This is a genomic window from Vibrio sp. TBV020 (assembly GCF_046056895.1).
GTDB lineage: Bacteria > Pseudomonadota > Gammaproteobacteria > Enterobacterales > Vibrionaceae > Vibrio.
Genome location: NZ_JBEEAQ010000003.1, coordinates 2,303,370 through 2,323,933 on the forward strand (window position 1 = coordinate 2,303,370; position 20,564 = coordinate 2,323,933).

At 42.7% G+C, this 20,564-nt stretch carries 18 protein-coding genes; 11 read left to right on the forward strand and 7 right to left on the reverse strand.

Annotated features, from left to right (window positions below):
* Positions 1 to 78 precede the first annotated feature (78 nt).
* Complete coding sequence (locus tag AAFX28_RS18475; protein ID WP_408689839.1) at positions 79 to 1,344, reverse strand: DUF945 family protein; 1,266 nt, start codon at positions 1,342 to 1,344, stop codon at positions 79 to 81.
* A gap of 173 nt (positions 1,345 to 1,517) precedes the next feature.
* Here AAFX28_RS18475 and AAFX28_RS18480 point away from each other — a divergent pair, with 173 nt between their 5' ends.
* The 3 genes from AAFX28_RS18480 (at position 1,518) to AAFX28_RS18490 (ending at position 4,678) form a co-directional block, all read left to right on the forward strand.
* Positions 1,518 to 3,470 (forward strand): ATP-binding protein, encoded by a 1,953-nt coding sequence (locus AAFX28_RS18480; RefSeq protein WP_408689840.1) that lies wholly within the window; start codon positions 1,518 to 1,520, stop codon positions 3,468 to 3,470.
* A complete protein-coding gene (locus tag AAFX28_RS18485; RefSeq protein WP_408689841.1) occupies positions 3,467 to 3,964 on the forward strand; it encodes a response regulator in 498 nt (165 codons plus the stop codon). The genes AAFX28_RS18480 and AAFX28_RS18485 overlap by 4 nt, the downstream gene beginning before the upstream one ends.
* A gap of 165 nt (positions 3,965 to 4,129) precedes the next feature.
* The gene (locus tag AAFX28_RS18490; protein ID WP_134833779.1) at positions 4,130 to 4,678 is read left to right on the forward strand and encodes a hypothetical protein; all 549 of its coding nucleotides are present in this window, start codon (positions 4,130 to 4,132) and stop codon (positions 4,676 to 4,678) included.
* Between the two features lie 101 nt (positions 4,679 to 4,779).
* Here the strand turns inward: AAFX28_RS18490 and AAFX28_RS18495 are convergent, their stop codons facing one another.
* Complete coding sequence (locus AAFX28_RS18495) at positions 4,780 to 5,367, reverse strand: TfoX/Sxy family DNA transformation protein (RefSeq protein ID WP_408689842.1); 588 nt, start codon at positions 5,365 to 5,367, stop codon at positions 4,780 to 4,782.
* Between the two features lie 357 nt (positions 5,368 to 5,724).
* Here AAFX28_RS18495 and AAFX28_RS18500 point away from each other — a divergent pair, with 357 nt between their 5' ends.
* The 5 genes from AAFX28_RS18500 (at position 5,725) to AAFX28_RS18520 (ending at position 11,137) form a co-directional block, all read left to right on the forward strand.
* A complete protein-coding gene (locus AAFX28_RS18500) occupies positions 5,725 to 6,645 on the forward strand; it encodes an HDOD domain-containing protein (RefSeq protein WP_408689843.1) in 921 nt (306 codons plus the stop codon).
* Positions 6,646 to 6,664: 19 nt separating this feature from the next.
* Positions 6,665 to 7,570, forward strand: coding sequence for a lysine exporter LysO family protein (locus AAFX28_RS18505; RefSeq protein ID WP_408689844.1), 906 nt, complete (start codon positions 6,665 to 6,667; stop codon positions 7,568 to 7,570).
* A gap of 117 nt (positions 7,571 to 7,687) precedes the next feature.
* Positions 7,688 to 8,200, forward strand: coding sequence for a hypothetical protein (locus AAFX28_RS18510; RefSeq protein WP_408689845.1), 513 nt, complete (start codon positions 7,688 to 7,690; stop codon positions 8,198 to 8,200).
* Positions 8,201 to 8,344: 144 nt separating this feature from the next.
* Positions 8,345 to 9,991 carry a pyridoxal-dependent aspartate 1-decarboxylase PanP gene (gene panP, locus AAFX28_RS18515; RefSeq protein ID WP_408689847.1) on the forward strand — a complete coding sequence of 549 codons (1,647 nt, stop codon included), beginning with the start codon at positions 8,345 to 8,347 and terminating at the stop codon, positions 9,989 to 9,991.
* A gap of 291 nt (positions 9,992 to 10,282) precedes the next feature.
* Positions 10,283 to 11,137 (forward strand): MurR/RpiR family transcriptional regulator, encoded by an 855-nt coding sequence (locus AAFX28_RS18520; RefSeq protein WP_004414424.1) that lies wholly within the window; start codon positions 10,283 to 10,285, stop codon positions 11,135 to 11,137.
* 47 nt (positions 11,138 to 11,184) lie between these two features.
* On the opposite strand, the gene AAFX28_RS18525 is transcribed toward AAFX28_RS18520, so the two are convergent.
* Positions 11,185 to 12,435, reverse strand: coding sequence for an iron-containing alcohol dehydrogenase (locus AAFX28_RS18525; RefSeq protein WP_408689849.1), 1,251 nt, complete (start codon positions 12,433 to 12,435; stop codon positions 11,185 to 11,187).
* A gap of 264 nt (positions 12,436 to 12,699) precedes the next feature.
* On the opposite strand from AAFX28_RS18525, the gene AAFX28_RS18530 reads away from it, so the two are divergent.
* The gene (locus tag AAFX28_RS18530) at positions 12,700 to 12,966 is read left to right on the forward strand and encodes a GrxA family glutaredoxin (protein ID WP_065740392.1); all 267 of its coding nucleotides are present in this window, start codon (positions 12,700 to 12,702) and stop codon (positions 12,964 to 12,966) included.
* A 187-nt stretch (positions 12,967 to 13,153) separates the two neighbouring features.
* Entirely contained in the window at positions 13,154 to 14,836 is a 1,683-nt protein-coding gene (locus AAFX28_RS18535; protein ID WP_408689851.1) for an aspartate:alanine antiporter, read from the forward strand.
* 62 nt (positions 14,837 to 14,898) lie between these two features.
* On the opposite strand, the gene AAFX28_RS18540 is transcribed toward AAFX28_RS18535, so the two are convergent.
* From AAFX28_RS18540 to AAFX28_RS18555, 4 genes are all read right to left on the reverse strand, one after another.
* The gene (locus AAFX28_RS18540) at positions 14,899 to 15,576 is read right to left on the reverse strand and encodes an ABC transporter permease (RefSeq protein WP_408689853.1); all 678 of its coding nucleotides are present in this window, start codon (positions 15,574 to 15,576) and stop codon (positions 14,899 to 14,901) included.
* Between the two features lie 3 nt (positions 15,577 to 15,579).
* Positions 15,580 to 16,320 carry an ABC transporter permease gene (locus tag AAFX28_RS18545; protein WP_408689854.1) on the reverse strand — a complete coding sequence of 247 codons (741 nt, stop codon included), beginning with the start codon at positions 16,318 to 16,320 and terminating at the stop codon, positions 15,580 to 15,582.
* A gap of 86 nt (positions 16,321 to 16,406) precedes the next feature.
* Positions 16,407 to 17,177 (reverse strand): ABC transporter substrate-binding protein, encoded by a 771-nt coding sequence (locus tag AAFX28_RS18550; RefSeq protein ID WP_408689856.1) that lies wholly within the window; start codon positions 17,175 to 17,177, stop codon positions 16,407 to 16,409.
* A gap of 67 nt (positions 17,178 to 17,244) precedes the next feature.
* Complete coding sequence (locus tag AAFX28_RS18555) at positions 17,245 to 18,015, reverse strand: ABC transporter ATP-binding protein (protein ID WP_053438177.1); 771 nt, start codon at positions 18,013 to 18,015, stop codon at positions 17,245 to 17,247.
* 679 nt (positions 18,016 to 18,694) lie between these two features.
* Here AAFX28_RS18555 and AAFX28_RS18560 point away from each other — a divergent pair.
* Positions 18,695 to 20,242 (forward strand): DUF3360 family protein, encoded by a 1,548-nt coding sequence (locus tag AAFX28_RS18560; protein ID WP_408689858.1) that lies wholly within the window; start codon positions 18,695 to 18,697, stop codon positions 20,240 to 20,242.
* Positions 20,243 to 20,564 lie beyond the last annotated feature (322 nt).

Consider the following 20,564-nt stretch of genomic DNA (forward strand, 5'->3'; position numbering starts at 1 on the left):
ACCATGTTTCGCCACTGATAAAAAGCAAGAAAAGAGGTCTTAAGACCTCTTTTCCCTTAAAGCAGCTAAATGTTGCAATTATGGTTGAATCAGCGCAGGCAGAAGCAAGGCCATAAGTGGGATCTGTTGACCGTTCTCAAATACTAAATTACCTTCTTTGAGCTCCGCCTGAATTTGGTAACCTTTTTCAGTCTCTTGAATCAGCTCCATCACCATGGCTTCATCAATGCCTTGCTTGATAAACGGATACTCAGTCACTAAGCCGCTAGAGAAAAAGGTATTCAAATCACCAGTCAATGCAGGCAATATCATGGCAGGATTCTGAGTCACATTACTCGTCCCTTCAGGAACAGTAATCTTCCACTTAGACTCGAACTCACTCTCTTCACTCAACTTAACAGCCATTTTGTTCATAGCCAGGTAGAAACCTTTGGAAAATAAGCTTTCTACATACGGAATTGCCGTTTCAATATCAGCACTAGTGAGCATTGGGTTGTTTTGATACAAATCAACCAGTTTCTCGAACGACTCACTATCCAAATCACCAAAAGCAAGGTCGATTGATACACTATCGACGTTACCATCTGCAGTGAGAAGATCTTTAAGATCGACCACATGCTGACTGCTAACGGTTTTAGCCATTTCATCAAACGAACTACGGAAGGTATATTGGCTATCATTCATGCTAAATAACGGAGTCTGATCAACGTTGACGATGGATGCTTGCTCCACTTTTAGAGTCTGCTCACCTAGCCAAAAGCTGTTCATTTTCTTGCCGGTCCCTTGACCGCTCAAGCCTGACATCAGAACTTTTTCACCCGTGTTAAAATCAATTTCAACAGAAGGAACATCCAGATCGTAAGTAATATCACCTAAAACACTCAAGTGACCTTTCAAACTAGAAGGCGTCACTGAAACGATCGCACCTTCGGCTCCCTCTGTTACTTGATTCCAAGCACTAAGCTGTAAATCAAAGTCTGTGTTACCGTTAAGTTGAGTCGTGGTATCCAGTGTTAAAGGAAACTCTGGCATATCTTTCAAAACAGACTGTGCACTTAAACTTACCAGTCCATGACTGATCTCACTATTAACTACCACCTCAGATGGCAAACCATCGATAGCTAACTGTTCTGCCATAACTGGGTCTAACACCGTATAGCGAGTCGTAACTGACGAAGATAAGTATCCACGTTCGTACTTAACAACTTCAGCGTGAACTGAGTCAGAAGAGATGTTCGCAATGCCATCTTCAATCACTGACTGACCAATTTGACCAACCGCGAGAGGCCAACATAACGCAAGCGCAATGGCACCGCCGATGGCGCCGAGTTTTTTAAGTTCCATGGTATTCGTTTCTTATTTTAAGATTTGTTTCAGTCTACACGAAAAAACATTGAGATAAATCAGTGTATTGGCTTTCAAGTAAAAACAATGAAAAATCTCATATCTAGCTCCCAGTACCTCGATTGATTCCTTGTTACTGTAGCTAGTGTTTGTGTTTAAAGTGTAGCCTACTTGTGAATCAATTTTCCGTACTCTGTTTAGACAGTAACCCGATCAGCATTGAGCAACTTCGCCGTGAACTTAGCCCTCTTGCCGCCAAGTTTGATTTGCATAGTGCTGATAGTATTGAAGAAGCCCACGCTGCCTTAACATTTTGTACTGAGCGAAAACAAACCGTGGCCCTAGTGATCGCGAGCCATCACGAGTCGTTTAATGGTGCCGATTTCCTCATCCAATTAGACAAAAACGACCTAACCAAAAGCGCACGGAAAATTTTGATCAGTTGTGGCCAAGATATCCAAGCGATTTTGTCTGCGGTAAACGACGGTCGACTCGATCACTGTTTAACCAAGCCACTGCAAGACAACTTGGTCCACAAAACCGCCCAGAAAGAGCTAACAACTTTCATCCTTGAAAACGATAAAGACAACCTACTCTCCTATAGCCAAGTGCTCGACCAGCACAGATTACTTAGAACCCATATTGACCAAAAGATGCGTCACTATCGTGAAGGTTTCATCACTGATCATCATAGTCTTTCAGACCAACAGCTTGCGGAAAAAGTCACTGGTGCGTTGTTAGATTTCTTCGCAGAAAATGATGAAACACGGGCCAAACGTGTCTACTCTTGCGACCATTTACTGACAACTGAAGGGACTGAGAATCAGTTTCTTTGGTTCATCACTAAAGGTACGGTCGCTTTATATAAAAAAGATGATATTGGGATCCAAAGAGAAGTCGTCCGACATTCACAAGGAAACATTGTCGGTGGTATGTCTTTTGTTACTGGAGAGCCCTCCTTTTCTACAGCAGTCACCTTGACGGAAACTGAGGTCATTAAACTCGATCGCAAAGTGTTCGCAAAAGTGATGCACTCAAATACATCGCTATTGCCACTCTTTACTAATTTACTCTTACGTCATTTTAACCGCCGCCTACAGCGTAGTATCAACACTAAGCTACAACTACAAAAGACGCTTGAATCACTTGAAGACGCCCATCAACAACTCATAGAACGAGAGAAAATGGCCATGCTTGGTCAGCTTGTTGCCGGAGTAGCACACGAGCTGAACAATCCCATTGCTGCTATTTTGAGGGGAACTGAAACGTTAACCAACAAAATACAAACACTGCTCGATTCCCGTTCAATCGAGCAAGTTGGTGATGACGGTATATCCGTTTTGCAACTGGGGCTAACACAAAGACCAAGGTCTACAGCCGCTGAAAGAGAACTCACCAATCAAGTTAATCAGAAAGTTGCTAATCGCCGAATCGCCAAAAAGCTGGTCAAACTCGGATTGGAAAAGCAATCCCATTGGTCAGATGAATCGCAACACTCACCAGACCTGACACTAGAACGATTAGAGCGCCTTGAAGACTATTATTTTGCAGGAAGTACCCTGAGGTCTGTCGGCGTCTGCGCAGGGCGAATCGCCGATATGGTCAAAAGTTTAAAAGGGTATGCACGTTCCGATGACGAACGCTTTCGAGTCGCGGATATCCATGAGGGTATCGAAGATACTTTGGTCATTTTTGAAAACAAATTGAAGTTTCATACCATTGAACGCCAATACAGTGAACTCCCTCAACTTCCCTGTTTACCGATAGCTTTGCAGCAAGTCTGGACTAACTTAATTTCCAACGCCATCGATGCGTTTCCTGAAAAAGGGTTACTTACCATTACCACCGAGCTAGCCCAACAAAACGAGCAAGAATGGGCAGTGATCTCTTTTACCGACAATGGTTCAGGCATCCCCGATGACATTAAAGATAAAATCTTCTCTTTAAACTTCACAACAAAAAAAGAAGGTAATTTCGGCCTAGGGATCGGTTTATCTGTCTGTCAACAAATCGTCCACCAGCATGGGGGCAGAATCTCTGTCGATTCATGCTTGGGAGAATTTACCCAAATGTCCGTTTGGCTTCCTTTAAGCCAACCTCAATTAACAACAAGGAGCCAAGAATGAACAAATACCTCATTTTATGTGTTGATGATGAACGTGAAGTATTAGACAGCGTCATTCAAGACTTGGATTGCTTTGAAGAACATTTCCTATTGGAAGCCGCAGAGTCAGTACAGGAAGCCAAACAACTTATTGATGAATGTTTTTCACAAGACATAAAATTGGCGCTTATTGTTTGTGACCACATAATGCCAGAACAAACGGGAATTCAGTTCTTGATCGAGTTAAACGAAAATGCTGATACCCAATCTACCAAAAAGCTATTACTCACGGGACAAGCAGGCTTAGAAGATACCGTTGAAGCAGTTAACCACTCAAGCCTCGACTTCTATATCGCTAAGCCATGGCGTGGCGATGAACTCAGGGAGGCGGTAAAACAGCAACTGACAGCCTATATCATCGACAATGAAAAAGATTTGATGCCTTGGGCTGCAGCCCTAGATACTGAAAAGATTTTCGAAGCGGTCGCAAAAAACCGTCTCAACTATGGCGAATAAACGAACAAAGGTTGGCACGTGTATTGCTTTCTTATATAAATAACGACAAAACAATGACATTTCTATAGTGGCAGTCGCTATGATGCATTATCATGTCGTATTAAACGTCATGGCGCCCGTCGCTAAAGACCAAGGAAATTCACAAGATATAGGTTTATCGTCAATATGCGTAAAACAATCTTAGCTGCAGCACTTGTGCTAGCATCTGGTCAATCTTTTGCTCAAACCGACCCAAATAGCCCGGCGGTAATGAGCAACTTTAGTTATGACTACCTAGAAGCTCGAATTGGCGCAAGCCCGGTTACTTTTGGTGCCGCAATGAGCAAATCCGTACACCCGAATGCGCACCTAATCGGTCGTATCGATTCTGAGTTTGAAGGCGATTACGATGCAGCAGCAGGTTTCGGTTTCCACGCTCCAATCAACAACTGGGCAGACCTTACTGGTGAAATGCTATTTCGCTTAGTTGATGACGGTGCAGCAAAAGGTACCGATACTGGTATGGAGCTAAACCTTGGCGTACGTCAATGGTTAGGCCCACAGCTAGAAGTTGGTGGTAAAGGTGGATACGTATCAATCGATGATAACGATGATTGGATTGGTTCAGCATACGTTCGTTTCCACTCAACAGAGCTATTCTCTCTAGGTGGTGAGCTACGCATCAACGACTACTACGGTGATCAGTTTATGTTCACTACTCGCTTCAAATTCTAAGCGCTGATCTTGATATACTAAAAAGCCGAGGTTTAACACCTCGGCTTTTTACATGCAAATCCTTTTGCATCTGAGCATTTCATTTTGGTCGGTTAACCAGCTTAGTGACAACCAGCTAACAGTTGACGCTTGCGAGGTTCTTGGATTAGTTTCCAGTGAATGCCTTCAATCGCACCAGCAAACTTCCACAATAGCTTCACATCTACATCACTGCCATAAGCCTGCTTTACGCGAGAAAACACCGCTGACGCACCTAGCTCTAGGAATGTATCTACGTCCTCAACGCCCGCTTTTTTCACCATACGTTCAAGAGTCAATTGCATGTTAGGTAAATCACGTAGACGACGGTTAGCAGAAGAACGTTTGAATTCACGTTGAGTCACAGAGTAATTAATAGACTGTTCCACTAACTCGGCGAGATCTTCGTGCTTATTGTTGAAGAGTTGAGTGATGTCGTAATAATTTACTGTTGCTGTCGTTTGTTTCTTAACGTGTCGATACTTTTCACAACCAAGTTGGTTTAGCTGTTCATCAAGCTTTTCACCGCCACGAATAAATATTTTGTCAGCGCTGATGAGCGCGAACATTGCTTCTTCTTTAAACAAACCCGTACCACCAAACATCGAACGCTTTTGGAAGTCACCGAATTTTGTCACGTATTGAATAAATTGTTGCTCTGTCATATCCATTGATCCTTAATCTAAAACCCCGATTAGTTATGATCACCAGATAGCAGCAGTTATAAGCGAAAAATTTAAAACTCACTTAGGTTATGTTGTGTTTTATTGTTAACCCAAGCGATAAAACAAGTAAGGTAAATGATAGTTAACGAAACGAAATAAGTCTGTGCATGAATCACACCAATTGCATATATTTGGGAGATTATTGGGAAGTAAATCACAGCTTAATACTTTTACTATTTATAAAACCTCCTCAGAATTCAGTAATAAAATGCTACGCAAATTATCAATAGAAGTGATCTATCATTTGCTAATATGCACTTAGAAACGTTACACTGTAAACAGTGTCATAATCCTTAAGTATGTATGAATCACCTATCCTTCTATTGGTTGCCAGAGAATGGCGATCTATTGCTCAAGGGCATTGAATCAGAGTTTTTTAGCCTGATTGAGCACGCAATCAGTTCGAGGAAAATATCCCTTCCTCCTATCCCAGATGTTGTTCTTAAAATTCAACAGCAATGTACCCAAGAATCGACAACTATTACCGATATTGCTGACTTGCTTCTTGAAGACCCTGGTTTGGCCGCAATTGTGATTCGAGTTGCAAACTCGGTGATCTTTAATCGTCGAAACATAACTTGTACAGACCTTGTAACAGCCGTCTCTCGCTTAGGAATCCTCCGCGTTCGTGACATCGTAACTGCTCAAGCTATCGAACAACTAAAACACTCCATCAATTTGAGTCAGTCTTGTAATCAAATCTTGGTGCAAAGTGCCGGTAATTCTCGTGAGCTAGCAGCAACCATGGTTCTCGTAGCACGTGGGTTTAAGGACAGTGGACAAGCGCAATACCGTCATATCGAAACAGATAAAGCCCTGTTATGTGGATTACTTGCTGATATTGGCCTGTTCTGTATCGTCAATGAGTATCACAATTATTTAGAGCAAGGTAACTACCTGGATGAGCAGATAGCCTTCCAAGTGTTCGACAGACAGTGCTCTAAAGCCAGCATGCTGGTTTTAGAAAGTTGGGGGTTTGACAATGACTTCTTAGAAGTTGCCTCTAATGAAAGTATTCAAGCATCTGAACAATTGATCACGTATCTCGATATCGCACGTATCGCTAATCACATTCTCATGTATCGTCGCAAGGATGACGCGATAGATGAACATACCGTGGAAATTGATGTCACTGGGGCAGATATACTGTACAAACTCAGTAATTTAAGTGATAGTGAGTTCAACACACAGATTGATGAACTAATTAGTGCAAGTGGCTTATAACCACTAGACAGGATGTACCATGTTTTCAGGGATGATATTTATCTTTGCCCCATTGGTGGTGGGGTATCTAATTTCTATATCCAAAAAATCAACTCTCGACACAATCAACGTCACTACCTCTAATCTTATCTACGTCATTTTGTCGTTAATGGGATTAAGCTTGGCCGGCTTAGATAACCTCGGCCAAAATTTACAGCTTATTATTAAGACTACCGCTGTATTCTTCGTTTGCTTAAGCCTAGCGAACCTAGCGGTATTACCTTTAGTTGATAAACTTCTGCCAATCAAAACTGACTCGGCTAATACGAAGCTGCCGCTATCATCAATGGCAATGGAATCGGCAAAGCTGATTTTAGTCGTTGGAAGTGGGCTTATTTTGGGCCTCGCCTTACCTTTTGACCTGAGCTGGGTAGATACCGCGAGTGAGTGGATTCTTTTCTTATTGCTTTTCTTTATCGGTATCCAATTACGAAATAGCGGCCTAACGCTTCGTCAAATACTACTTAACAAGCATGGCATGGTCATCGCTCTAGTGATTATTGCTAGCTCAATGGTCGGAGGATTAATTTCCGCCTTGATCCTTGATATTGATATATACCGAGGCTTAGCAATGGCGTCTGGCTTTGGTTGGTACTCACTGGCGGGCATTTTGATGGGTGATGCATTTGGTCCTGTTTATGGTGGCGCTTCATTTATGATAGAACTGCTTCGAGAGTTGGTTGCCTTAATATTGATCCCACTCTTCATTCGAACTAGACCTTGTACTTCTATTGGTTACGCTGGCGCTACTGCAATGGACTTCACCCTACCCGTCATTCAAACAACGGGCGGTGTAAGATGTGTACCTATCGCTATCGTTAGTGGCTTCATATTAAGTCTACTTGTCCCAGTAATGATGTTGTTCTTTGTCTCTCTTGCAGGCTAGATCGCAGGAATCATCCAACAATTTCTCTATTATTGGCCCTTATTTCATTGCCCAAGTCATTTGGATTGTTCTGAATGATAAAAAATATAATAAGATAAAACTTCAAAAGGAATCATTATGAAACGCATGATCGTTGCCTTGCTGCTAGGCACCACCTCTACTTTTGCTGCAGCGGCAGATAACACTTGTCTTTCTAAAAAGTACGACGCATACATTGATGCTTCTCTGCATTGGTACGAAGACTTAGCAAGCTTAACTTCCGAACAGTACCCTGAACTAACAGAAGTAAGCGAATGGTTCCTAGAAGGTCGTAAAAATCACTTCGAATTAAATCGCGCAGCCGTCCACTATTACCTAACAGAAGATCAAACTAAAGTAGCCACTGCTCAACCAGTCGAAGCTTGGCTACAGCTAGAACAAAAAGACATCAAGGTACTTGCTTCTCGTAGTGATGAACTTGGACAACTAGCAAAAGTGACGTTCAATGATCGTCAATCAAAGCCTCATGAGAAAAACTACGAACTACGTTCTGCTTTTGCTGACTTACTAAGTCACCCGACTAAGATTGATGCAGCGCTTAAGCGATACAACTCATCGATTAAACAGCTAGAATCAATCAAATGTGAGTAGTCTTATTGCGCGCAGGGTCTTTAGCTAGATTCTGCGACTAGCGCATTACAAAATCTAAGATTCGTTAATTAAGGCGGGACTTTGCTCCCGTTTTCGTTTAGATTGTCGCGCTGCAATAAAAAAGATTAGAGCAATGTAAGCTGTATGAAATCGGAACACAAAACGGCTGATGTGAGCTTCGAAAGTTTACTTCGAATTTTCACAGTACCTGAAGGGCCAGACTCAACGCTAACAAGAATTGAAGAGAAGTTATCGCGCAACTTGAATAAGTTTCTGCGTGAGCACATCGTCGCAGAAGAAAAACCCCTGCTAGAAATTGAGAAAGACTTCTCTAATGCATCAATTCCTGAGCAACCCGAATTTGTTTCAGAACATACTCAACACCTGCTTGATTCTTTAGTCTCGCACTCTGTTCACACGTCCGCTCCAAGTTTTATCGGTCACATGACCTCGGCACTGCCTTACTTTCTAATGCCGCTGTCTAAGATCATGATCGCACTCAATCAAAACTTAGTAAAAATTGAAACGTCAAAAGCATTTACCCCTTTAGAGCGCCAAGTGCTCGGTATGCTTCACCGACTCATTTATGGTCAAGATGATCAGTTTTACAGCCAATGGATGCACAGTGCTAATCACTCTTTAGGCGCCTTTTGCTCTGGCGGCACAATAGCCAACATCACCGCTCTATGGGTAGCGCGAAATAACGCGCTGCGTGCACAAGGCCATTTTAAAGGCGTAGAAAAAGAGGGACTTTTCAAGGCAATGAAACATTATGGCTACGAAGGATTAGCTGTTTTGGTTTCAGAACGTGGTCACTACTCTCTTAAGAAGGCCGCCGATGTCCTAGGCATTGGTCAAGAAGGTCTTGTTGCAGTTAAAACAGACAACAACAATCGAATCTGCCCTCAAGCTCTTCATGAAAAAATCGTGGAGCTCAAAGCACAAAATATTAAGCCGTTTGCGGTAATTGGTGTCGCAGGTACAACCGAGACTGGCAGCATTGACCCTCTCAGCTCTATCGCACAGATTTGTCAGCAAGAAGATTGTCACTTCCATGTCGACGCAGCTTGGGGCGGCGCGACTTTAATGTCAAATAACTATCGCCATCTTCTAGATGGTGTAGAGCTCGCTGACTCAGTGACTATTGATGCGCACAAGCAGTTATACATCCCTATGGGTGCTGGCATGGTGTTGTTCAAAAATCCAGATGCTATGAAGTCCATTGAACACCATGCGCAGTATATCCTTCGCAAAGGATCTAAAGACTTAGGTAGCCATACCCTTGAGGGTTCCCGCTCGGGCATGGCGATGCTCGTCTACGCTGCGATGCACATCATCAGTAGACCTGGCTATGAATTACTTATCGACCAAAGTATTGAGAAAGCAAAGTTTTTCGCCAATCATATTGAGCAACAAGAAGACTTCGAACTCGTTTCAGAGCCTGAACTTTGCCTACTAACGTACCGATATGTACCGAAACATATTCAGGCAGCACTAGAACTTTCATCAGGTCAGCAAACTCAAGAATTAAACGAACTTTTGAATGAACTCACCAAGTTTATTCAAAAACGACAGCGCGAAACTGGTAAGTCTTTTGTCTCTCGTACACGTTTAAACCCTGAGCGTTGGGGACGATTAAATACCATCGTATTCAGAGTGGTTCTTGCCAACCCGCTAACAGGGTGTGACATTTTGAGCTCGGTACTAGAAGAACAAAGAGAGATCGCAAAACAAGCACCGAAACTAATGGCTAGAATCGAGCAACTAGTCAACAATATCCACAATTCATAGAGTGAAAACTGAAATTTTCTTTCTAGAAAAATGTAATTTCTCTATCAATGAAAGCCTCAACGTTCAAATATTTGTCGATACAGAAGCCAATTCTGTAGTTTAAACAAAATTTAGTTTGAGGCTTGTCATATATTGGCCAATTCCCTAGTAGAAAAGTTGCCGTAAACCTTTTGCTTAGGTTTATACTGGCTCCATGGCGCTGGATTGTATTTGCCCCTTAGGGAACAGTTTGTTTCCTGTCATTAATATGGGTTTATCCAGTGAGTTGTTCTCTATACCCTCGTGAACACTATGAACACATTAGAAAAAATTCAAAAGAACCTAGAAAACTTTAGTAAGTCTGAGCGTAAAGTTGCCGAAGTCATTATGGCATCACCTCAAACTGCTATCCATTCTAGTATTGCTACACTGGCTAAAATGGCCGATGTAAGTGAGCCAACTGTTAACCGTTTTTGCCGTCGTTTGGATACCAAAGGTTTTCCTGACTTTAAACTTCATTTAGCACAAAGCCTTGCGAACGGTACACCTTATGTGAACCGTAACGTCGAAGAGGACGATGGTCCTGATGCTTATACGCATAAAATCTTCGAATCGACAATGGCTTGTCTAGATGTCGCGAAGAATAGTCTTGATGCTATGCAAGTAAATCGCGCAGTCGATCTACTAACTCAGGCTAAGCGCATCTCGTTCTTTGGTTTAGGCGCATCATCAGCGGTTGCGAAGGACGCTCAAAACAAGTTTATCCGTTTCAATATTCCGATTACCTGTTTCGAAGATATTGTGATGCAACGCATGAGCTGCATCAACTGTACTGATAACGATGTTATCGTGCTGATCTCACATACAGGTCGAACGAAAAGCCAAGTGGAAATCGCCAATCTTGCCCGTGAAAATGGTGCGACAGTTATCGCTATTACGGCAAAAGATTCTCCTCTTGATAAAGCAAGCTCACTATCAATTTCACTTGATGTGCCAGAAGATACTGACGTTTACATGCCAATGGCTAGTCGTGTCGTACAAATGACAGTCATCGATGTACTGGCGACAGGCTTTACGCTACGTCGTGGCTCAGGCTTTAGAGAAAACCTAAAGCGCGTTAAAGATGTTTTAAAAGACTCTCGCTACGACAAACTATCTCAGTTCTAAATAAAAAACGGAGCAATTACTGCTCCGTTTTTTTATTCTCATCACTGTTAGCTTTTTGTCAGCCGACTTTCATCTTCCGTTACGCTAATATGTAGAACCGAAGCTGACGCTCCTAAACCATTGAGTGCTTTATCTGCACACTCTCCTCCACACTGACAAACTTGTTCAAGAATATAGTGTAGGCGCTCTAATGTTAGAGGCAGTGGATTACCCTTAATCGCAACCGATTTAAGCGCATCTTCAGCAACAAGATCAAATGAAGTGGTGCAAACACCAAACTTATCTAGCGTAGGAATACCCAATCTTTCCAGCATCATGTTCACCCACAACACGGAATCTTCTTTATGGGCGTTGATTCGACCAGTAAGTATTTGTGCAAGCTTGGTATAACGGCTTAGCACATCGCTACGGCCCGCTTCATTTGCAGCTCTGATATTTTCTAACATCACGTAAGGTGCTAAGCGAGCTGTAATGACACTATGAGGAGCATCGAGCTTTCCCCCCAACGCTGATGCTAAGCCATGTGCAGCACCAAGTTTCGCATTAGAGATCGCCATTCCACCTAACATAGCGGCAAAAGAAACATCAGATCTGGCTCGATGATCATCTTGTAAGCAACCAGCAATCATGGATTGTGCGAGTCTTCGTAGCCCTTCTTCACAAATCATATCAGTCAGTGGATTAGGTTCTCCACACACATAAGCTTCCATTAGGTGTGTAAAAGCATCCATCGCTCCGCGCCCAGAAAGGTAAGGATCTGTACCGTAGGTAAGCGTCGGATCGACAATTGCGACATCCGCCAACATATCTGGACTGCGTAAACTGACTTTGACTTGATCTTGCCCTGAGCGAAGCACAGCATTCTTCGTCACTTCAGAGCCCGTACTCGCAGTGGTTGGTATCGCGATATAAGGTAACGGTTTAGATTTCAGAGGGACGTTCCGTCCTACCACTTCAACATAGTCATAGACGTCACCTTGGTTGGGAATTATGGCAGCCAACGCTTTGCCCATATCAAGCACACTCCCACCGCCTATCGCCACCACCATATCAGGCTTAAATTTACGCCCAGTAAGTGCCGTTTCTTCAATCATGGTGATATTAGGCTCACCATTAATCGAGACATGTTGGTAACGCATTCCTTGGGATTTTAGGTAGTAGATAATTGGTGCCGCCCGATCGAGGGTTTTACCCGTGACCAGTAGGACACTATAGCCATATTGATTCATGACAGACAGCGAGGATTGCAATGCGCCTTCACCAAAAATAATGCGAGTGGAGGTCATAAATTGAAACATCTTGTACGCTCCTATTCCTTGTCGTTTCTCAAGCTTGCACTTTGTCCGAAGAAATTAACTTGATGCACTGCAACTTGTAGGAAACAACCTCTGATTTATTGTGGTTTCTCCGACCTAACGCACGTTCAAATTCTAGGAAATAGCGTCATAAGGTTCAATTTTTGTTCGATAGATTTCGCCTATTGAAACAAGAGGCAAATGCCACTTTATTTCCGTCAATGATTCGTGCATAGTTGCAGATAACAATTTAAAGGAGAAAGAAATATGTTCGTTGTTATCTTTGGTCGCCCAGCTTGTCCTTTCTGTGTTCGTGCAAAAGAGCACGCTGAAACACTTAAAGCAAAACGCGATGATTTCAACTACCGCTACGTAGATATCCACGCAGAAGGTATCTCTAAAGCTGACCTAGAAAAAACAGTAGGTAAGCCTGTTGAAACTGTTCCTCAAATCTTCGTAGATCAAGAGCACATCGGTGGCTGTGATGATTTCGAAGCATACGCGAAAGAGCACCTAGGTCTGTTCGACGAGTAATCGAAAAGAATTTGAAGAAGCCGCTTCTCGTAAGCGGCTTTTTTACGTTTGGCGCTAAGCGCCAAAGCACTTTTTGATATCAAGTCAACTAATCGTAAATTCTAAAAATTTTCACTTATCTTTTTGCAATATTCAGATACAATCCGCACACTTATCTTACCCTCTGGCACCAATACAAGACTTGCCCGTGAACATTGACGTCGTACTTTTGCTCGAACAAAACCCTATCCTCTTGATTTTCGTAGTCTTAGCGATCGGCTTAGGCATCGGAAAGATTCGCTTTGGCAATCTACAACTTGGTAACTCAATTGGCGTGCTTATTACCTCGCTTGTTATGGGTCACCTTGGTTTTACTTTCAATGCAGACGCGTTAACCATCGGCTTTATGCTGTTTATTTACTGTGTTGGCATTGAGGCCGGTCCAAACTTTTTTGGTATCTTTTTTAGGGATGGAAAACACTACTTCATTTTAAGCATGGTAGTACTATCCACAGCATTATGTATCACCTATTTTGCGAGTCACCACTTTGGGCTCGATTTTGGCTTGTCTGCGGGCATGATGGCTGGCGCGTTGACATCAACACCAGTGTTAGTTGGTGCGCAAGACGCCTTGAACTCAGGCTTGGCAACTACACCGCGTAACATGGATTTTTCTCAAGTTATCGAGAACTTATCCGTTGGTTATGCGATGGCTTATTTGGTTGGTTTGATCAGTATGATCATGTTTGCCAAGCTATTACCAAAACTTCAAAAGCAAAATTTGTCTGATTCGGCATTACAAATCGCTCAAGAGCGTGGCTTAGGTAGTTCAGGCCAACGTAAAGTTTATCTGCCTATCATCCGTGCTTACCGCGTAGGTCAAGAACTTATAGATTGGATTGATGGTAAAAACCTCCGTGAGCTTGGTATTTACCGTCAAACGGGCTGCTATATAGAACGTATACGTCGTAATGGTATTCTTGCCCACCCAGACGGTGATGCTATCTTGCAACAAGGTGATGAAATTGCACTTGTAGGTTTCCCAGACAGCCACGCTCGTCTCGATCCAAGCTTCAGAAACGGCAAAGAAGTATTCGATCGTAACCTACTTGACCTTCGTATTGTCGAAGAAGAGATCGTGGTAAAAAGTGATTCGATCGCAGGCAAACGTCTATCAGATTTGAACTTGTCTGAGTATGGCTGTTTCCTTAACCGAGTGGTCAGAGCGCAAATCGAAATGCCGATGGATCTCGATATTGTGCTAGCGAAGGGGGATGTACTCCAAGTCAGTGGCGAAAAAAGTCGTGTTCACGGTCTAGCAGAAAAAATCGGTTTCATCTCGATTCATAGCCAGATGGCGGATCTGCTCGCTTTTTGTAGCTTCTTCATCTTAGGTATTATGTTTGGTTTGATCACCATGACATTTGGCCAAGTCTCTTTCGGATTAGGTAATGCAGTAGGTCTTTTGCTATCGGGTATCACTCTTGGCTTCTTACGTGCTAACCACCCGACTTTTGGCTATGTCCCTCAAGGGGCGCTAAATATGGTCAAAGATCTCGGTTTGATGTTCTTTATGGTTGGAATAGGCTTAAGTGCGGGCGGTAAGATGTTCGAGCATTTATCGCAGGTTGGCCCGCAAGTGATTGGTCTGGCTTTCTTAGTCAGTGTTGTGCCTGTTGTATTGGCTTATTTAGTTGGGGCATACCTACTAAAAATGAACCGCGCATTACTATTTGGTGCCATTATTGGCGCTCGTACCTGTGCACCAGCAATGGACATCGTGAACGAGTACGCAAAGTCTACTATTCCTGCTCTCGGTTATGCCGGCACTTATGCTATCGCCAATATATTGATGACTTTAGCTGGTACCGTGTTAATCATCCTCAGCTAGAGTCAGAAACATTAAAAAAGGCTTCCACAAGGAAGCCTTTTTTAGCTTTAGCCTAAGTGACCTTAACTAAGTGGTCTCATGTAAGCTAGGAAGCGTTTTTCGGCAACCTTGAAGCAGCCAAGAATAATGAAGGTCAATGCCATATAGAACAAGCCCGCCGTTAGGAATGACTCGAACGGTGCGTAGTAACGCGAGTTAACCAAACGCGCTGCGCCTGTTAAATCGACGATGGTAACAATGCCAGCCACTGCACTGCCGTGAAGCATAAAGATCACTTCATTACTGTACGCAGGTAAAGCTCGACGTAATGCACTTGGTAAGATAATACGACGATAAGTCTTAAACGTACTCATACCATACGCTTTTGCCGCTTCCACTTCCCCTTTTGGCAATCCATTAATCGCGCCACGAATAATTTCCGCGGTGTAAGCCGAAGTGTTCAAGACAAATGCTACAAGCGCACAAAACCACGCATGTTCCCACAATGTATCTTTTACTGGGAAAAACTGATCCATACCGTAGTAAATGAGATAAAGCTGTACGAGCAGAGGCGTTCCACGGAAAAAGTAGATAAATGCCCAGCTTGGCCCATTGAATAGATAGTTATGGCTATTACGTGCTACACCTAATGGGATTGCGATAAATAAACCGATGATTAACGCTGCTAAAACTAGCCACGCTGTTGTCCATAGCCCGTCAAGATAGATAGGTAGGCTGTCGATAATCAGAGAAAAGTCCATTCTTTACCTCGCATGAATACTAAATTTGCGCTCTACCATCTTCAAGAAACCTGTCGAGACACTGGTAAAGAATAAGAAAATCAAAGCAACTGCCATATAGAAAGTAAATGGCATTTTAGTTGTACCCGCAGCAAGTGCACTCATTCGAACCATATCTTCCAGTCCGATAATAGATACTAATGCCGTCGTCTTTAATAGAACTAGCCAGTTATTACCAAAGCCTGGCAATGCGTGACGAATCATCTGCGGAAGTAAGATACGGCGAAATGCCAACGTAGAGCTCATGCCGTAAGCTTTTGCAGCTTCAAGTTCACCACGATCGACAGCCATGATGGCACCGCGGAAAGTTTCCGCCATGTACGCACCAAAAATAAATCCAATGGTTAAAACACCAGCAACAAATGGGCTGACATCAATATAATCTGGTAGGTAAGAAGTCCACTCATGGTTTGGATCACTAGAAGCAAACCATTCGTTAATTGTTTCGTTGATGGAATAAAGGCTGTTATTGAGAAGAATTTGTCCACCAAAGAAGATAAGCATCATTAGGACTAGGTCCGGTATGCCGCGAATAACGGTAGTATAAAGTGTTGCGATCGCTCTGGCCCAGCGATAAGGAGCCATTTTAGCAAGCGCACCAAGCATACCTAAAATCATTGCTACTAGCAGTGACAGCAGTGCAACCTCTATTGTCACAACGGCCCCTTTTAATATAGAGGCTTCATATCCTTGTAAATCCAGCATAGGTAAGTTCCTGATCCCTAAACTTTATAAAACTAGGCCGTTGGTTTTACTCCTAGGAACAAAAACCAACGGCCATTAATCGACTTTTACTGACCGTAAACGTCGTAGTTGAAGTACTTAGCAGCAATTTCTTGGTAAACACCTTTCTCACGTAGAGATAGGATTGCCGCATCAAGTTTCTTCGTTAGGTCTTTGTCTTGCTTACGTACTGCGATACCAAAACCTTCACCGAACCATTTAGGGTCAGTTAGTGATGGACCAACAAACTCGTACGCTTCACCGCCAGCTTTGTTAAGTACACCTTCTTCAAGCGCAGATGCATCACCTAGTACAGCCGCTACACGACCGTTAGCAAGATCTAGATAAGCTTCGTCGAATGAGCCGTAACGTACGATAGAAACTTTGTCGCCGTAATTATCAGTTAGGTACTTATCGTGTGTTGTTGCACGCTGAACCGCAATTTTTTGACCATCTAGGTTATCGAAATCAAGGCCTGCACCTTTTTTCGCAATAAATTTGTTAGGGATAAGTGCGTACTTGCCTGTGAAGTCAATTTTCTTCTTACGTTCTTCAGTAATAGACATTGCTGCGATGATCGCATCGTATTTACGAGCAAGTAATGAAGGAATAATGCCATCCCAATCTTGAGGAACGACCTTACACTTCACTTGCATCTCTTCACAAAGTGCGTTTGCCATATCGACATCAAAGCCTTTCAGAGAACCATCGGCTTCTGTCCAGCTAAACGGAGGGTATGCACCTTCAATTCCGAAACGAACTGTTTTCCAATCCTTTGCTTGTGCCACACCTGTAACTGCGGTAGCTGCTAATGTTGCTGCTAATAACCACTTTTTCATTTCCATACTCCTGATATTGTGATTTTTATTTTTAACGTACTTGTTGTGTTTGCCGTTACTACGGCGATTAGTAAATTGACGAAATGAACTGCTGCAATCTCTCAGAGTCCGGGTTCGTAAATAGTTTAGATGGGTTACCTTGTTCTTCAACTAATCCTTGATGTAAGAACATTACGTGGTTAGACACATCACGGGCAAATGCCATTTCGTGAGTAACCACTAACATGGTACGCCCTTCTTCTGCCAAATCTCTCATAACCCCTAGCACTTCACCGACTAACTCTGGGTCAAGAGCTGAGGTAGGTTCATCGAATAGCATAACTTCAGGGTCAACCGCTAAAGCACGTGCAATGGCAGCACGCTGTTGCTGGCCACCAGATAAGTGACCTGGATAGTAATCTTTGCGCTCGTATAGACCGACTTTCTTAAGTAGCATTTCAGCATTCTCGATTGCCTGCGCTTTTGGAACACCAAGAACATGTATTGGCGCTTCAATGACGTTTTCAAGCACCGTCATATGAGACCACAAGTTGAAACCTTGGAATACCATTGCTAAACGCGAGCGAATGCGTTGCACTTGTTTTTCATTGGCTGGAACTGCTTCACCTTGGCGGTTATTTTTCATTTGGATTAACTCACCGTTAACCCAGATTTCGCCTGCAGTTGGTGTTTCTAGAAGGTTAATACATCTAAGAAAAGTACTTTTACCGGAACCAGATGAACCGATAATAGAAATAACGTCCCCTTTGTGAGCCTCTAAAGAGATGCCCTTTAAAACTTCATTTTGTCCAAATGTTTTGTGCAGTTCTTTTATGTCCAGCGCTGGTACATCATTCATGCGCTTTTACTCCCTGTCTTTATTATGACCAACAACTTCATTTAACTCGAGAGTCATTGGTTGACTGCTGGGTTCCACCCACATTGCGATACAAATTAGCACTACCCTGCTAAACATGCAACAAATTATTAACCTAATAAGTAGCAATATACAGTCACTTTATGTGAGTAAAAATGCTAATTACAGACTAATACTCTTTAGTTTGCGCATAAAACCTATCAATAGCACAAAGTAAGCGCCTAACCACCAATTAACAATTTTAAAAAAACAAGATCCAACTCACTAAGCGTCTTAAATCTAATAATCTCTATAGTTATTAATAAAATTGAAACGCTAATTTTGCTCATATTATGAAACTATATTTCACCCTTTTAAGTGCCTGATGAACGAACTTCCATTCATTGTGTAGTTTTCTTTCACAACCTTTCATAAAGTGATCTAAATCAATCACTCTTTAGGGTTAGCACGTTAAACTCGCCTCAAAGATAAAAGCCTCAATAGGCGTTTTTTTTGTCTTCTAAATCCTCTACGCTAAGCTCACTAACTTCGTGCTACAGCTAAGGTGACCAGGATTCAAATGCAGGAAGCTAAGCCAGGTTTTATATAGTACGGCCGTCATAGAATAATAATCGGGTCGTATTTTGAAGAGTCATTAACAATTTTTGAATATGAGGAATCTATGTCAGACGCAGTAAATAAGCCGCACTCTGATTCGGATATCGAAAACAAGAGCTATAAAGAGCTGCACCGCCCAGCTTCTGAGTTTGAAAGCCGTTCAGACTACCTTGACCACGAACTACAGATCATGAAGCCACGCCGTTTTGGTTTGAACCTTCCTGGTCGTGATTTCCGCTTTGAGCTTGAAGACCTCGTTCCTGCACTTGCTGGTACAATCGGTATTATTGCGATGTACTCTGCAGTAATGATGTCTTGGGCTGAAGGCCTAACCGCAGCATGGGACCACGTTAACTTAGGCAAAGATTTTGCTATCGAAGTTGCGCGTGTTGAAATGTTAATCCCTGCACTTCTTTTCTGTGTTCTAGCGTCTGGCTTTATTAACCCTAAAGCAAACCTTGCTGGTAACCACGGTCCAATGATCCCTCTTATCGGTACCATCGCTTTAGCAGGTGCACACCCTCTTGCATTGGCAATCCTAATTGGTGTGTTCGGCTTAATCCTGAGTTTATTAAAAGGTGGTTCAAAGTTAGTTAACCTTACCTCTCAGGGTACAGCGGGAGGCTTACTTATCTTCCTCGGCTTAACGGGTACCATGAGCCAAATCAATTCAATCCAAACTTGGGCTGTAGGTCTGCAATCAGATTCAGTAGCTGCAGGTAGCATGGGTTATGTTGGTCTAATCGTTCTAGCCGTAACAATCGCACTTTACGCATTCTTAGCAAAAGTAAATAAACGTTGGCTAGCAATCCCAGTGTGTGCATTTACAGGTCTTGCTATTGCTCTAGTTCTAGGTGCAGGTTTTGACATCAAGTTCGTTACTGAAACAGGCCTTCCAAACCTAAACCCTGTTTACTGGTGGGGTTCTACTGAAGAAGGTTGGATGCTTGGTCTACCAAATGTTCAGCACTTCATCGCTTCTCTTCCATTCGCTATCCTAGCAGTTGCGATGTGGTCACCTGACTTCCTTGGTCACCGTATTTTCCAAGAACTGAACTACCCTAAAAAGTCTGAAAAAGTACTGATGGACGTAGATGACACTATGACTATGTGTTCTGTACGCCAAATGGTCGGTACAGCAGTAGGTGGTGGTAACATCACATCATCTTGGGGGACGTACATGATCCCAGCAGCGATTGCTAAACGTCCAATCCCAGCGGGTGCGATTTTACTTGGTTCACTATGTATCATCGTCGCTATCCTTGGCTTCCCAATGGATATCGCGGTATGGCCACCAGTAATGCGTGTTGCTCTTCTTGTGGGTGTATCTCTACCGCTACTAGAAGCGGGTATGCAGATGGTTAAAGACAGCAAAGATTCACAAGCTGCAGGTATCTGTATCTTCGGTAGTGCAGTTGTTAACCCAGTACTAGCTTGGGCATTAACAATGCTACTTGATAACAATGGTCTAATTGGTGATAAAGAGCGTGCAGCACGTCTATCATTCGTCGATAAGATTGTAATCCCAGTTGGTGTTCTAGTTATCTGTCTAGTTGCAATGCTAGCAGTTGGTATGCTAGAAGGTCAGTACGGAATCCAAGCATTCTTATAAGAAAAGTATGTTGAGAGCCTAGGTTAGGCTCTCAACTTTTTTTGAACAACAAGCATTAATTTAAAAAATAATTTAATAAAACGTCCATTTATTGATTTAGTTTAAGGTTTGCAATTTTTTTTTAGCATACTCTTGAAAGCAAGTTAATAAGCAACCATTTAGATAGCAGTGACAATATTTATAGTTTTACACCAATTTGACTGATCGAATTTAAAGACTATACATATTGTTATTCATAAGAGTGTACCGCCCCAGTTATGGGAAACTGACTGGCTCAACAGTTAGCAAGGTACGTGTTTTTTCTACTAAAAAGGTAGGTATG